11 protein-coding genes are annotated in these 14,470 nt (G+C 37.4%); 4 read left to right on the top strand and 7 right to left on the bottom strand.

Features of this window, described 5'->3' with window-relative positions; genetic code table 11:
• Positions 1 to 62: 62 nt before the first annotated feature.
• The gene (locus H7A25_17105) at positions 63 to 299 is read left to right on the top strand and encodes a hypothetical protein (GenBank protein MCP5501624.1); all 237 of its coding nucleotides are present in this window, start codon (positions 63 to 65) and stop codon (positions 297 to 299) included.
• A gap of 3 nt (positions 300 to 302) precedes the next feature.
• Here H7A25_17105 and H7A25_17100 read toward each other — a convergent pair whose 3' ends face one another.
• The 5 genes from H7A25_17100 to H7A25_17080 form a co-directional block, all read right to left on the bottom strand.
• Positions 303 to 1,061, bottom strand: coding sequence for a mechanosensitive ion channel (locus H7A25_17100; protein ID MCP5501623.1), 759 nt, complete (start codon positions 1,059 to 1,061; stop codon positions 303 to 305).
• The gene (locus H7A25_17095) at positions 1,061 to 6,046 is read right to left on the bottom strand and encodes an amino acid permease (GenBank protein MCP5501622.1); all 4,986 of its coding nucleotides are present in this window, start codon (positions 6,044 to 6,046) and stop codon (positions 1,061 to 1,063) included. Before H7A25_17095 ends, H7A25_17100 begins: the two co-directional genes overlap by 1 nt.
• A gap of 149 nt (positions 6,047 to 6,195) precedes the next feature.
• Positions 6,196 to 7,131: a TAXI family TRAP transporter solute-binding subunit gene (locus H7A25_17090; protein MCP5501621.1), complete on the bottom strand. Its 936-nt coding sequence runs from the start codon at positions 7,129 to 7,131 to the stop codon at positions 6,196 to 6,198.
• A 163-nt stretch (positions 7,132 to 7,294) separates the two neighbouring features.
• Positions 7,295 to 8,656 (bottom strand): tRNA (N6-isopentenyl adenosine(37)-C2)-methylthiotransferase MiaB, encoded by a 1,362-nt coding sequence (miaB, locus tag H7A25_17085; GenBank protein MCP5501620.1) that lies wholly within the window; start codon positions 8,654 to 8,656, stop codon positions 7,295 to 7,297.
• A gap of 95 nt (positions 8,657 to 8,751) precedes the next feature.
• Positions 8,752 to 9,264: a GyrI-like domain-containing protein gene (locus tag H7A25_17080; protein ID MCP5501619.1), complete on the bottom strand. Its 513-nt coding sequence runs from the start codon at positions 9,262 to 9,264 to the stop codon at positions 8,752 to 8,754.
• 112 nt (positions 9,265 to 9,376) lie between these two features.
• On the opposite strand from H7A25_17080, the gene H7A25_17075 reads away from it, so the two are divergent.
• From H7A25_17075 to H7A25_17065, 3 genes are all read left to right on the top strand, one after another.
• Positions 9,377 to 10,054 (top strand): hypothetical protein, encoded by a 678-nt coding sequence (locus H7A25_17075; protein ID MCP5501618.1) that lies wholly within the window; start codon positions 9,377 to 9,379, stop codon positions 10,052 to 10,054.
• 31 nt (positions 10,055 to 10,085) lie between these two features.
• A complete protein-coding gene (locus H7A25_17070) occupies positions 10,086 to 10,820 on the top strand; it encodes an SDR family oxidoreductase (GenBank protein MCP5501617.1) in 735 nt (244 codons plus the stop codon).
• Between the two features lie 78 nt (positions 10,821 to 10,898).
• Complete coding sequence (locus tag H7A25_17065; GenBank protein ID MCP5501616.1) at positions 10,899 to 11,213, top strand: hypothetical protein; 315 nt, start codon at positions 10,899 to 10,901, stop codon at positions 11,211 to 11,213.
• Positions 11,214 to 11,278: 65 nt separating this feature from the next.
• On the opposite strand, the gene H7A25_17060 is transcribed toward H7A25_17065, so the two are convergent.
• Positions 11,279 to 12,454, bottom strand: a complete 1,176-nt coding sequence (locus H7A25_17060; protein ID MCP5501615.1) for an acyl-CoA dehydrogenase family protein — start codon at positions 12,452 to 12,454, stop codon at positions 11,279 to 11,281.
• A gap of 92 nt (positions 12,455 to 12,546) precedes the next feature.
• Entirely contained in the window at positions 12,547 to 14,466 is a 1,920-nt protein-coding gene (locus H7A25_17055) for a 1-deoxy-D-xylulose-5-phosphate synthase (protein MCP5501614.1), read from the bottom strand.
• Between the last annotated feature and the right edge of the window lie 4 nt (positions 14,467 to 14,470).

Genomic DNA, 14,470 nt, shown 5'->3' with positions numbered 1-14,470 from the left:
ACTTACATGGTTCATAAAAATAGAAAGTCCTGTACGAGTAAATAAAATTAAAGGCTCTTCCCATGAAATATCTATCAAGCTCCCAAATTATTCCTTCCAAAGGAATCTCTCATACCATGTACGAGATCGACGAAAGTGATAAAATTATCCGTATGCTCACCAGCATTCCCGATATAGATGAAATCCACATCTATCCCAAACCACCGGTTAAGAAGCTTTACAAGCCCGAACTCTGCGAAACAGTCAGCGAGATTGTCTTCAAAGAACTCTGGGCCAAAGCAGAGCAAAAAGATAATTAATTCTTATCGATTTCCTTCTTTTTTTGGGTCACGGGTAATACCTGAGATAATTTTTTTTTCTAATTCATTATAATTTGTATTGCCCAGGGTATAAACTGTTATTTCAAGTTCCAATTCTCCCCCCGGTCTGGAGATATTTTTAATAATAGGTTCTCTGGCCAGGGATGTCCAGGGGTAATTATAAATAATCTCCATAATTTTTCTCTCGATGCTACTGTATCTGGTTCCTTTTTCGCAAATCAATTCAAAAGTGTGACCTCGCAATTCCTCTTTTCTTCCACTTCTAACCACAAATTGTTTCTCCAACAAAAGCCTATAGGGAATTCGAACTCTCGAACCATCTTTCTGTAAAAGTTCCAATGCAAAAAAACCTACTTTTTTTAGTTCCCCTTCGACTTCATCCAGTTTTAATTGTAATCCGGCTTCCCAGCGATTTTCAGAAGTAAGTATCATCCCTGTAAACAAATCCTTTATAAAATTTCGGGATAGAAAAAACACGAAACCCAGACAGAAAAAGAAAAGAAAAAAATAATATATAGGACTATATTCTAATACTCTATAAGAGAAATATAAAAATATTATAAAATATCCCGGTACCAGTAAAATCGGATAAATACGGTATATTTTTCGTAATAGACGATTCCTGGTATACACTCCTGATAAAAATCTGTATATAAGCAGGGATAATACACTTAATGGAGTCATCACTATAAGAAACTCCAATAAGGCTATCATTGAGACCTGAAGACGAAATAGTTCCATTAGAGTATCCCTTTTTTTTGAAATGCCCGTATTATTTGAATTTGTAATGCCGGGTTCAAGGAAAAGTAAAAAGATTGTTGCTGAATAAGAATGTTTAATCTGAGCATTCCGTTTAATGCCTTCTTGATCTCTTCTTTAGACTCTCCTAATAAACTAATTAACTCGTCTTCTGAAGCAGATTTATAAAGTATAAGTTGAGTAACCAATACTTCCCAAAGTACGGGTAAGTCTTCTAATACTTCAGTCTGAGATAAATTCTTCATGTCCAGAAATATTGTACTTCGTTCTACTTTTTGAATAGATAATATCCAGAGACGAAGAGAATAACCAATAATACCAAAGGAACGATTAAAAAGTTTATTGAAAAATCTGGCGTATTGAAAAGAAGATATGTCTTCCTCTTCTCTGGCCTCCAAATTTAAGCCATATCCGCTTACACGGTGTTTGGGTAAAATGGAATTCATCAATTCTTCCGAGGTAAAAGGAGAACACTCAATAGAACCTAGAGTATAACTATCTATCCCGGTGGTCTTTCTCATCAGTTTGTAAGCGTATGTATTCATACTGCAAATAATGAGAACCTGCTTATCATTATTTTCGAATATTTCATATATCTCTTTTAAGACTTTATTCATATTCTCTTTTCTTTGCCAGAATAATTCCAAATCATCAATCATGATAAGATCCAGCCGAGAAAGAAATTCCTGCACCTGATTTTTTTGCAGTCCGGTCTGACGGTTTAATAAGCGATAAAAATCCTGTAATTCCCTATAGGGTATATTTTCAGGATTTAAATAAAGTCTCATATCTTTCCCGGTAATACTTTCAGATAAGTATCTCATTAACCAGGTTTTTCCTGATTCCGGATATCCGTGAACAACGAAAATTCCACCTGCATTGCCTTCTAAAATTTTTATTGCTTCCTGAATTTCTTTTTCTCTTTTGATAAAAATATCTTTAGAAAAAGTTTCTTTTCCTAAAAATACATTCTGATAATAAAATGGAAGAGCTTTTGAAACAGCTTTGTTTAAGGTATTCTCTAAGACAGTCCTTCTTAAAGACTGGTAAATATCTTCCTGACTTTTTACAACAGAAACCATTCCGGAAGATACAATCACTTTATTTTTTAGATGTAATAACCTGACCAGAAAACCTGTAAACATGGAAGAAATTGACTGAAAAACTCTTTTATAGTATCTCGTTCTTTCTTTTCGTTTCACAATATAACCCAGTGATTCTGATTCCCGGATCAAATGATAGATATCAATCTTTGAAAAAGATTGTAGTATGATATTATCCAAGTTCCTCTGAGTCTCTTTACTTTTTTCTTCAAAGGCTTTCCGTTCAAGTTCCCAATAAGAGAAGTTTTCTGATAAGACTTTTTTCTGAACCTGCTTTTTCATAATACCCGATTTCGTCATTTCGGAAATCAGTTTATTATCAATAGCTTTGATTTTTGCTATATACTCATATACGTATGTAGAAATTTCTTCTAAGCTATGTTCTACTTCCATAATAATATCTGAATCCAAAATATGCTGCATATATTTTCTAAGAGGAACAAGCATCATCTCAGGTGTATCAATTTCTCCGTTTGCAATTTTGTTAATAGAAGCTTCATTCATAACTTCAAGAGAAACCGGTAGATTATTTAATAATATTCTCAATGCTCGTTTATAAATTCCAAGATAACGATCTAATTCAAACTCAAATTCATAATAACTTGAAGCTTCGGAAGATCCGGCTTGGGGCCTTGTAATTTCGTTTTCTCGTTGTATTCGTAAGCTATCAAGAAGATCAAATAGATCCTTTTGCAATTCTTCTTCCAGCTTTCGAAATATAGAATTAGTTGAATGAAATACTTCCTCTTGAAACTGTATTAATAGAACACCATATTCAATAATAGATACTAAGCTGGTAATCGAATCTCCAAATTTCTGATTTATATCTTTAACATCAAATATAAGATCAGAATTCTTCTTTAGATGTTTGTAAGTTTTATTAAAATACCGATTCGAATCAGGGTGTTCAAATATGTCTCTGGAACGCTGTAAGAAAACCCTTACACCGGAAAGTAGTTTTTTCTTATTTAATAATTCTTCTTTACCTATATTGAGTAATAGTATATCTGTTTCTTCAAGATACTGGATAAATAATTTTTGCCTGTTTTGCTTTTCTTTTTTATTGAATTCTTTACACTTTTCTTCTGTAACAAAAGTTCTCAGTTTATAAATCTCTTGTAACATTTCATAAGACTGCTCTAATATTTTTCTTGAATAGTATTTTACTTCAGAACTTATAAACTCATCTATAAAATATCTCATAATCTCTCTGTATTGGATTGAATAATTATGTTTCTTTTTTGGAAAGATACCCAAGAACTTTTCAGAAAAAGCTCCCTCATATTCTTTTTTTAAGTCTTCTACTCTCTTACTTATACTTACACGAGAAGGTAAAGAGCGTAGATAATCGTTAAGCTTATGAATAGCTGTTTCTTCGTTTTGCTTCATGATCTCCAAAACAGATACCAGTTCTTCTTTGCCATAAGAATATAGTAATTCATATAGATCTACATCAAGATAATCTATAGATTTTTTCACTTTGGGTGGATGATGGATTTCTTTATAAGTTTTTTCGATTTCATCACGAAATTTTTTTAGAAAGTAATACTGTCCATCATAAAAAGAAGAAAAGGAAGAATCATAGAACTGAATTAAAAGGTTCTCTAAATTCTTTAAATTAGAATTTAACAAATCCTTTATTATTGGATGATTTCCAAAATCATATCCCGGTAAGCTTTCCTGCTCTACCTCTTTTTTCTTTTCTACTACAGAAGAACCAAACGATATTCGGTGAAAATAAGAAGAAGCTTTTATCCAGAGAATACTTCCGAGGGATTTTGAAAAATGAGAAATTTTTCTATCAATACTAAAAACATCTTCCATACGATAATTCGGTAAGCCTAAAAATACAAGATCAGTGCCGCGTGACTCTTCCTGAATCACATCGTAAAATGGACGCTTATTATCTTCATTATATATTACCTTTACTTTTCCATGAAGCCGGTATTCTGCTAGAATTGATTCTAATCGCAAACCCATAGATTCTAATTTGGATCTGTCCGAACTTATGAGTAAAAAACGAAATTCAGCAGATGACCAGGATACAGAAGACTGTAAATACCTCGCTAAAGAAAAAGCAAAGGAGAGATTATTTCCATGTCCCGACCACCATATATCTACAGAAGACATATCTCCAAATCCTCTTTCTTTATTATAATCAAGCATTAGAACATTATAATCCATGTTTTCAAAGTCACAGATAAGTTCTGCAAATTTTTCTGCATTAGAAAGATTCTTTGCTCTACCTAAAAAAACAGTATTGGGTTCAATACCGGAAAATCCATGAAAACGAGAAATCTGACTAATTTCACCATATACATCTTCGCATTCCATCACCCTGGTGAAAATACCTTCTGATTCCTCAGCCTCATCACTTAAAATTCGGGAACGGGCTACCGGATTCTCGTCTTTCTTTTCAAGAAGATGAAAGTTGGTGATAATACCTCTTTTATCTGCCAGGGCCCTCGATAGTTGCACCAAATAGGGTCTCGATTCGGTTCCACCGCTAAATAATAATATATTCGGTCTCCAGTTTCTCTGGTGCATAGAACCGTGACTTAAATTATAAAGACCATAACGTACAAGGCTCGACCAGATACTTTTTAAAGCATCTCCTCCTTCTAAATTTAATTCTCTTTTTTTAATATATAAAAAAAGCAAACTCATAATAAAGGTGGCACCGAGCATGGCTAATAAATCGAGCTGGATCATGATGATTAAACAGGTTATAGTACCTAAAAGTCCTACCCAGGAAGGAATCTTGAATTCGGGTCGAAAGTCCGGACTTACCCAGTTTTCGATTACACAGCTCAAATTTAAAAAACCATAAGCAGTTATAAAGAACATAGAAACTACCCTGGCGATGATTTCTAATTCACCTATAAGAATTCCGACTTCTGCAATAAATATGGTGAGAAGCAATGCGTTTCTTGGCTCTTCCGTTTTTCCGTACCCCCGTGCGAAAATAGAAGGAGTGATCCTGTCCATAGAGGTAGCCTGTAACACCCTCGGAGCACCCAAAATACTTCCTATAGCCGAAGAAATTGTTGCTCCCCAAATACCTGCCAGTAATAAGGGCACAGAAAAACTAATCTTTTGTAAAACATCTCCATCGGAAGATAAAGCTTTGGAATCTACCCGGTAAGCAAAAAAAACAGCAAGACCCAGATAAACAATAAAACCTACAATAATGGCTGTAATAGTACCAATCGGAATCGAACGCTTGGGATTCTGTAAATCACCGGACATAGATACACCGGCTTCAAAGCCTGTCACAGCGGGAAAGAAAATTCCAAATAAAGTAGCAAAGGACTCAGCACCCGGCAAAGGTTTTAGATGCGGAACAAAACCCGGATTATTTGATTTACCGAATATAACAGAAACAAGAGATACTAAAATGGCCGTCATAATCAAATACTGGGTTTTCATTGCAAGAGAAGTACTGATTATGGTAATAACAGCTACGATAAATAAAGATGCACTACCCACAAGACGAATATTGTGAATACTTTTTTCCATTCCCCAAAAAGAAAGAAAACTTTCAGAAAAACCAATTAGATAAAGACTAATACTAAAGGACATTCCTACAAATAAGGCGATACCTAAAGTGCCACCTATGGGAAGACCAAGACTTCTGGAAATCATATAATAGGAACCACCTGCCTTTACTTTTTTATCTGTTGCGATAGAAGCCACAGAAAGACCGGTAGTAAAAGAAATGATATGAGCCACCACGATGATTCCTATAGACATCCAGAGTCCACCCTGTCCGACAATCCAGGGTAAACGTAGATACATGATAACACCGAGAATGGTTAAAATGGACGGAGTAAAAACACCAGCAAATGTATTATATTTTTTCATTAGACTCTCTCTAAGGCCCTGATTTGGCCAGATTTCAATCCGGTAAAAGTCCTAGCAATAGAATTTATTTATGAAGTATGGATGCAGAAAATAAAAATAGAACAGGAGGGGCTTTCACCCCATCCTCAATATATATTATTATTGGTTCTTTATTTTAAATAATCTTTCACACCTACGTGATAAGGAATTTTATTCTTAATATCTTTACGAGCTTTTTCTTCACTTACAAGATTCCAGAGAGAACTTTTCTTTTTCAGTGTATCCGCATTTTTATAAACAAGTTCTGCAATCTTCTTAACTTTTTCACGGCTGAAAGATTTATTGGCTAAGAGATAAGAAGGAGTAGCATAAGTAAAAGCATCTTCTTTTTGCCAGGGATAAGTATTAGCCGAGAGTTGTTTCACAAAATAGAAATTCTGAATTAACTGGGGAATCTGATAATTCGATCCTACAGAAACCAGTTTTATTTTACTTTCTTCAGATGCCGGAATATCTTTTAACAGGGGAACTCCTTCCATCGAAGTAAGAAACATTGCATCCACTTCTCCTGCCAATAGCTTAGCAATGGCATCTTTATCAGGAAGGTGTATCATATTAGAATCTTTTGTAATATTAATATCATGAACCGCTTTCATAATCAGGTAAGCACTTACCCAGGTTCCCGAACGTTCCTGACCTACTACAACTTTTTTTCCTTTCAGATCATCAAGGGTATTAATCCCGGAATTTTTATGGGTAAGAATATGAATCACTTCATAGGCCATAGGTGCTACCACATGACAATTATTAACCAGCTTCTTACTTTCTTCATCTAAATAAAGTGCATTGAGAATAATTACATCATATTGAGCTAAAGCCAAATTCACAGCGCCACTTCCTAATTGACCGATATTGCGAATCGAACCTGTTGATTCTTTAATATCCAATTCAAAGAAACCTTTTTTTAGAACTTCATTCAGTTCCTGTGCCGCTTTGTAATAGTTTCCATCCTGACCACCGGTCAGTATGCTTAGTTTTTCTTTAGGTTTGGAGCAGTTAAATACTGCAAAAATAGCCACAAGGGCAAGGATAAGTATACGTTTCATACGCTTTTCTCCTGTGATTTATTATAAGAGCCTGTCTGAAAATGAAGCTACAGGCTCTTGCAGCTTGCTTTTCTTTAATAGATAAGTCTATTTTAAGACACGCTGTAAGAGTATGCTGGAGAAACGGGAAGAAAAGAGCAAGTGGAAAACCTTGCTCTATTTATTAGATAAGCTCAGCTCGAAGAGTTGCGGAACTGGAGGATTTAACCCTTACCTTAACAAGGGATCCAAGATAGTCGTTTAAACTTTTTTCTTCAGGGATGGGAAAGACAGCCATTCTTCCACAGTCCGTCCGACCGCAGAGTTCTTTTTCTGACTTACGAGATGTGCCTTCCACAAGAATTTCAAATTCTTTACCTTGCTTTTCCCGGTTTTTCTCAGCCGAAATTCCTGTTTGAAGCTCCACCAGCTCGGTCAATCTATGGCCTTTTTCCTCTTCCGAAACATCGTCCTGAAAACGCTTTTGAGCTATTGTACCTTCTCGCTCCGAGTATTTAAACATAAATGCCATGTCAAAGCGGACTTTTTCTACGACTCTGAGAGTATCCATGAACTCTTCTTTTGTTTCCCCGGGAAAACCCACAATAATATCTGTCGTAAGACCGCAGTCCGGGACTGTTTCTCGAATGGTATCTACGAGAGATAAAAACTCTTCCGGGGTATAATTTCGCTTCATTTCTTCGAGGATACGGGTATTTCCGGCCTGCAAAGGAAGGTGAATATTGGAACAAAAACGTTTTTCTCCTGCCATAAGTTTCAGAAGATGTCCCGGAAAATCTTTGGGGTGGGGGGAAGTAAATCGAATACGCTCAATCGAAGTATGCTTTAAAAGTTGTTCTACGAGATAAGCAAAATCGTGAGCTTCGTAAAGATAGGAATTTACATTCTGGCCGAGTAAGGTTACTTGCTTTACTCCTTTTTGCACCAGATCCTTCACTTCCTCGATAAGAGATTCTATAGGACGGCTTCTTTCTCTCCCTCTTGTGTAAGGAACTACACAAAAAGTACAAAAGTTATTACAGCCCCTCATAATGGTTGTAAACGCCTGGATTCCATTTATGACTGATGGTTTGAGTTCATCATAGGTCTCGGTTTTAGAAAGACGGGTAAGATTAAGGGAAGACTCTCCCTCCCGAATTTTTGTAATCAGCTCAGGTAAATCCCGGTAATTATCCGGGCCTACAACTATATCCAGTGGAAGCTCCTGGTGAAACAGGTCATCTCCGAGATTTTGAGCCATACAACCTAAAACACCAATTACAAGGGCCGGATTACGTTTTTTGAGGTATCCAAGGTTTTGCAAGCGAGAATAAATTTTTGCATGGGCATTCTCTCGAACAGCACAGGTATTTAAGAAAATTACATCGGATTCTTCCGGATTTTTCGAGATCGTAAACTCAGCTTTTTGCATGAGATTCTTCACGAGTCCGGAGTCGTATTCATTCATCTGACAACCATAAGTTTCTACGTAAACCCGATTGATACGACTCGTGTGTATTTCACCTGTTGCTTCTATTACCTGCATAGGAACCCTTTTAGAATTAGAGCCTTTTTTGTAAACAGAAAACCGGATACCTACATAAGGGTCAAATAAGAATCCGGATAAACAGGAGATAACAATTATACAGGAACTAATACTTCTGTTTTTAATTCGGATTCAGGTGTATTTCTCGGATCATTCAAGTAAAATTCTAAAGAATGATTTTTAAGTTGCAGGTTCTCTTTCTTAGCATATTCTATAATCTTCTTATAGGTATCTCCTACTTTTTGATAGGGACCCGTATGAATCATACGCACATATTTTCCTTCTTCTACATATAACTTCTTAATTCTCCCCTCGCCCTGAGCCGATTCCGGACAGGGTATTCCCATATCAATGTTCCACTTATGGAAAAATAACAAATAGACCATAGCAAAAAAACCTGTCTGATTTACCCTGTCCCAATCAAGATGATTGTATTGCGTAAAAGGAACATCTTTTTCTGTACAACTCAGGCCCTGCTTAGTAATAAGATTTAGTATTTCATGGTACGCCGGTCCCATTATCTTACCCAGTTTCATAGTACCTACTGTTTCCGTTATGCACAGGGAATGCTGTCTCGGTCTCTCGATTATGCTTATTTCTTCAGACATCTAAATCTACCTCCGAGTCCATATATCGAATTTATACAACACATATCAACATAAATTTTGGAATCATAAAAAATGGTTTTCAAACCAGGAGTTCTATGCAAAAAGATTCACTATGATAATAAGATTAATTCCTATATTTCTATTGCTCTTTTTCGTAAGCTGCATTCAGAATCTTTCGAAATGTCCCTCAGATGTTCTTTCATTAAAATCAGAATGTGAAACAGACGTAAAAAAGAAAGATCAGGATAAACTTCTACTTATTTTAGGAGCCTTATCTGCAACACCAGCTACCGGAACAGGTACAGGAACTACTACCGGAACTGGCACTGGCAGTACAAGCACAGGCGAATATACCGAGGTTTCCGGGATTGTCAGTTCGCATAATACGTACAGAGCCTCAGAGGGAGTTTCTCTGCCTGATGTAAGCTGGGATAGTACAGTTGCTACTTACGCTAAAAGCAAGGTAGAATATCTGGCCAATCAGAACAATTGCACCATGAGCCATACAGCAGGACCGAGTAACCCGGGTTACGGTGAAAATCTATATTGGAGATCCGCCGCAGGAGCAAAAGCCGATGATGTAGTAAAAGCCTGGTATAGCGAAAAGCAATACTACACCTACTCTAGCAATACCTGCCAGTCCGGACAGGTCTGCGGACATTATACTCAGGTCGTTTGGAAAACCTCAGTTAAGATAGGCTGTTATGCAGCTAAATGTCCGAGCGGTGCTGAAATCTGGGGCTGTAATTATAGTCCTCCCGGAAACTATGTAGGACAAAAACCTTATTAGAAACGATACAAAAAAATCACGATTCTACATTATGGAAAAAAACCTCAATGTAATCATTACCGGTGCTGCCAATGGAATCGGCAAAGCTTTAGCTCTTGGCTACAGTGAAACCCATGCGAATCTTATCCTAATTGATAAAGACAAAGAAAATGGAAACATTTTAGCGGAAGAATTAAAATCCAAAGATAAAAAGGCTAGCTTTTTTTATTGCGACATCAGTAAGGCAGAAGAAATTACTGATTTATTCCATATTCTAAAACAGGAATATAAGGAATTTTCCATTCTTATTAACAATGCAGGTTTTGGGATCTGGAAGTCTCCCTTCGAACTCTCCATAGAAGAATGGGATAGCGTCATCAACACAAACCTTAGAGCTGCTTTTTTATTGGCCAGAGAATCCGCAAAACTAATGCGGCCGGGTGCATCGATAATTAATATTTCTTCTACCAGGGCTTTTATGTCAGAAGAAAATAGCGAAGCCTATGCCGCTTCTAAAGGAGGACTTCTCTCCCTTACCCATGCCCTGGCGGCTTCTCTTTCTCATAAACAAATCCGGGTCAACTGTATCAGTCCCGGCTGGATAGAAACAAAAAACTATAAAGATTTGAAGGATAGCGAGCATAAACAACACTTTGCCGGAAGAGTCGGTTACCCGGATGACATTGTATCCGCCTGCCTATACTTAAGTTCTAAAGAAGCCGGTTTTATCACAGGAACCAACCTAATCATCGACGGAGGTATGACAAAAAAAATGATATACGAATAAAAAGATTTCGAAACGTGAAAGTACTTGTAGAATTTTAGATATAAAGAATATTCGATAAATCAAACATAAGGAGAATCTATGATTCTTTTTGCTCAAAGCATGAGTACCTCCGGAGCGGTCGGTCCCGGTATTTTCTTGTTTTTATTGATTATTTCTTTTCTTCTTTTCGGAGGCCTGGGTTCTCTGGGTCTATTTATAAGCTTTAAGTTTTTTATTAAAAAAGCTACACAATTCTGGATGTATATTCCTTTTGGCGTATTCTCATTATTTCCGGGATTTTACGCGCTTGTCAAAGTTCTTTTCGGAGAAGGAGCTGCCTGGTTTTTTATGTGTATTATATTAGAGCTAGTCTATATTATCCTCTTAAGCTTATGGATTTACAACCGGGCATAAAAAAAGCAAGCGGAACAAACCCGCTTGCTCTATGAAGTATATAGTTTATACGTTATTTAAAAAACTTACTTAAATTCCGCAGCTTCTTTTATAATATAGGTCCCGATTTCATTCTTCTGAATTTGACTGGTTCCTTCATAAATAGAAAGAATCTTCGCATCGCGGAACATTTTCTCTACAGGATATTCTTTTGTAAAACCATATCCACCATGAACCTGTACGGCATCCGTAGCTACCTGCATTGCAATTTCAGAACAATAATACTTAGCAATAGCAGAAAACTTGGCGGCTTCCGGGTGAAGAACTTCTGCATACTTAGCAGCCTTATATGAAAGTCCTCTACCTGCTTCTATTTTCACCAGCATATCAGCCAACATGTGGTTAATAACCTGAAAGTTAATGACTTTCTTGCCAAACTGTTCTCTTTGTCTTGCATACTTGGCGGCTTCTTTATAAGCACCTATAGCCAGACCCACAGCCGAAGAAGCAATGATTGGCCTGGAAGCATTTAAGGTTTTAATCGCATGAATAAATCCCTGGTTTTCTTTTAAACCAACGAGATTTTCTGCCGGAACTTCCATGTTTTCCATAATTACCTGACGGGTATGAGAACAACGGATCCCCAATTTATTTTCTAATTTACCAAAAGAAAGTCCCGGAGTATCTTTTTCCACGATGAAGCAGGAGATTCCACGGGTTCCTCTTTTCTTGTCAGTCATTGCAAAAATAGTATAAACATCTGCCACGCCTGCATTGGAAATCCACTGCTTGGTTCCATTCAGAATATAACGATCTCCCTTTTTCTCTGCCACAGTACTGAGAGATGGAACATCAGAACCGGCACCCGGTTCAGTCAAACCAAAAGCTGCCAGATGCTCTCCGGAAGCTAGTTTAGGTAAGTATTTTAACTTCTGCTCTTTAGTAGCTCCAAATTCAATAGGTAAAGCTCCTAATTTATTTGCAAACATGGCTGTAAAAACACCCAAACAATATTCGGAAACTGTTTCAGCCAGAAGGGAACTGACAAAACCACCGGCACCAAGTCCACCATATTCCTCTTCAAACATCACGCCAAACAAGCCGGCTTCAGTGAACTTTTTAAATATCTCGTGAGGGAACTTTTCGTGCTCATCCAAATGTTCCCTTTGAGGAACCACTTCTTTAATACAAACATCACGAGCCAGGTCAATTATCCCCTGTGCGGTTTCATCAATGGTAAAATCCAGTAGTTTATTTGCCATTTTGAGTCCTTATGTCTTCGTTTTCTAACCGTATAATTTTAAAAGTGTTTATTTACAATGAAATATTTTAGCATATACCCTGAACTTTCTCATCATGAACCACTGGCTTCTTTTAAATTGACCATTTTTGGCTTTAAATAATTCAGTAAAAACCCGGAAATGGAATCTGCATCAATTCCATAGTGTTTAAAGATATTATCCCTGTCACCGTGAACGATTATTTCCTGGGGAAAAGCAAAGGTTTTTAGATATTTCGCCAGATAAGCCGCATCAAGACGAGTTAAGAAAAAGCCAGTAACTCCTCCATCCAGATAGCTCTCATCCAGAATCACAAAATGCCGGGTTTTGTCCAGAGCCTGCTTTATGGTCGTCATATCGAGAGGGCGTATCCAAAAAAGATCAAGAATTCCCGCTTTAATTGAACTTGCTTCCAGTTTTTCTGCTACCTTTTTCGCTACATCCAGCATGGAACCTACCGAAATCAGAAGTACATCCGAACCCTCTTTCAGTAACCTCGATGTCGGCTTTTGAATCGGTCGGGGATTCGTAAAATTCAGGCTGGACGGACTTGCCGAATCTTTAGGAAAACGAATCGCTATCGGCCCCTCGTTATAGGTTTCCATATAAAACATGGCATCAATCAAATCCTGTCCGGAAGAAGGGGCAATTATAGACATATTTGGAAGAGAAGCAAGGTAAGAAATATCCGAAAGACCCTGATGTGTTTCTCCATCGGGCCCCACACAACCGGCCCGGTCAATAACAAAGCGCACAGGTAAATTCATCAACGATACATCATGAACAACCTGATCAATAGCTCTTGTCAGGAAAGTAGAATAAATACACATATAGGGAATAATTCCCCCTCCGAGTAAAGCACCTGCATAGGCTACCGAATGTTGTTCGGCAATACCCACATCGTGAACGTGTTTCGGAAAACGAGTATGGTATTCTTTCAAACCGCTTCCCTCTATCATCGCCGGTGTAATTGCAACCACCCGCTGATTCTTTTCTGTGAGACGAATCAGACATTCCCCGATGATATTACTAAAACCGATTTCATCCCCTTTCTTTTGCATGCTTCCATCCAGCTTGTTAAATGGAGTCACACCATGGTATTTTATCGGGTCATTTTCTGCCGGCTTGTAGCCCTTGCCTTTCTGGGTAATGATATGGAGAAGAACCGGGCCTTCCCTATTTTTTAACTCGTTCAGAATGTCCACCATCTTGACTACATCATGACCATCAATAGGACCTATGTAGTTGAATCCGAGGTCTTCAAAAAGTCCACCCGGTGGTGTCATCATGTCTTTTAGGCCTCTCTCCACCCGCTTTGAAAAGCTGGCCAGGGCCGGACCGATAATTGGAAGCCATTTTATGAAAGTATAAAAAGATTTCTTCCAGCGGTTATATCTTCTGGAGCTAATAATATTATTTAAATAATTTGAAATAGAACCCACATTTTTAGAGATAGACATGAAGTTGTCATTGAGTAAAACCAGACAACTCGGCTTAACATGACCGCAGTGATTCATAGCTTCCAGTGCCATACCGGTCGCCATAGAAGCATCACCTATTATAGCCACACATTTATAGTCTTCGCCAACCATATCTCTTGCAATGGCTTCTCCTATAAGCTGGGAAATGGAAGTACCGGCGTGTCCTGTATTGTACAGATCGTATTCGGATTCTTCCCGTTTTGGAAAACCGGAAATCCCCCCATATTTTCTGACAGTCTTTAACTTTTCTCTTCTTCCGGTTAATATTTTATGCGGATACGTCTGGTGTCCTACATCCCAGATAAGTCTATCCCTCGGAGTATTATAGACATAGTGCAAAGCTACAGTTAACTCTACAGCTCCGAGGTTACTGGCAAAATGCCCTCCCACTCCTGAAAGAGTATCAATGATGTATTCACGAACTTCTCGACAAATTTCGGGAAGTTCCTTTACCTCATATTTTCTCAAATCTTCGGGAAACTGAATATTGTTAAGATACTTATATTCGTTCATTATA

It is taken from the genome of Leptospiraceae bacterium (genome assembly GCA_024233835.1).
In the GTDB taxonomy this organism is placed as follows: domain Bacteria; phylum Spirochaetota; class Leptospiria; order Leptospirales; family Leptospiraceae; genus JACKPC01.
This window is presented reverse-complemented; position numbering and strand designations above follow the sequence as displayed.

Coding starts and splice junctions, on each gene's coding strand:
- H7A25_17105 (MCP5501624.1), top strand. CDS start 63: ATGAAATATCTATCAAGCTCCCAAATTATTCCTTCCAAAGGAATCTCT.
- H7A25_17100 (MCP5501623.1), bottom strand. CDS start 1,061: ATGGAACTATTTCGTCTTCAGGTCTCAATGATAGCCTTATTGGAGTTT.
- H7A25_17095 (MCP5501622.1), bottom strand. CDS start 6,046: ATGAAAAAATATAATACATTTGCTGGTGTTTTTACTCCGTCCATTTTA.
- H7A25_17090 (MCP5501621.1), bottom strand. CDS start 7,131: ATGAAACGTATACTTATCCTTGCCCTTGTGGCTATTTTTGCAGTATTT.
- miaB (MCP5501620.1), bottom strand. CDS start 8,656: ATGCAGGTAATAGAAGCAACAGGTGAAATACACACGAGTCGTATCAAT.
- H7A25_17080 (MCP5501619.1), bottom strand. CDS start 9,264: ATGTCTGAAGAAATAAGCATAATCGAGAGACCGAGACAGCATTCCCTG.
- H7A25_17075 (MCP5501618.1), top strand. CDS start 9,377: ATGATAATAAGATTAATTCCTATATTTCTATTGCTCTTTTTCGTAAGC.
- H7A25_17070 (MCP5501617.1), top strand. CDS start 10,086: ATGGAAAAAAACCTCAATGTAATCATTACCGGTGCTGCCAATGGAATC.
- H7A25_17065 (MCP5501616.1), top strand. CDS start 10,899: ATGATTCTTTTTGCTCAAAGCATGAGTACCTCCGGAGCGGTCGGTCCC.
- H7A25_17060 (MCP5501615.1), bottom strand. CDS start 12,454: ATGGCAAATAAACTACTGGATTTTACCATTGATGAAACCGCACAGGGG.
- H7A25_17055 (MCP5501614.1), bottom strand. CDS start 14,466: ATGAACGAATATAAGTATCTTAACAATATTCAGTTTCCCGAAGATTTG.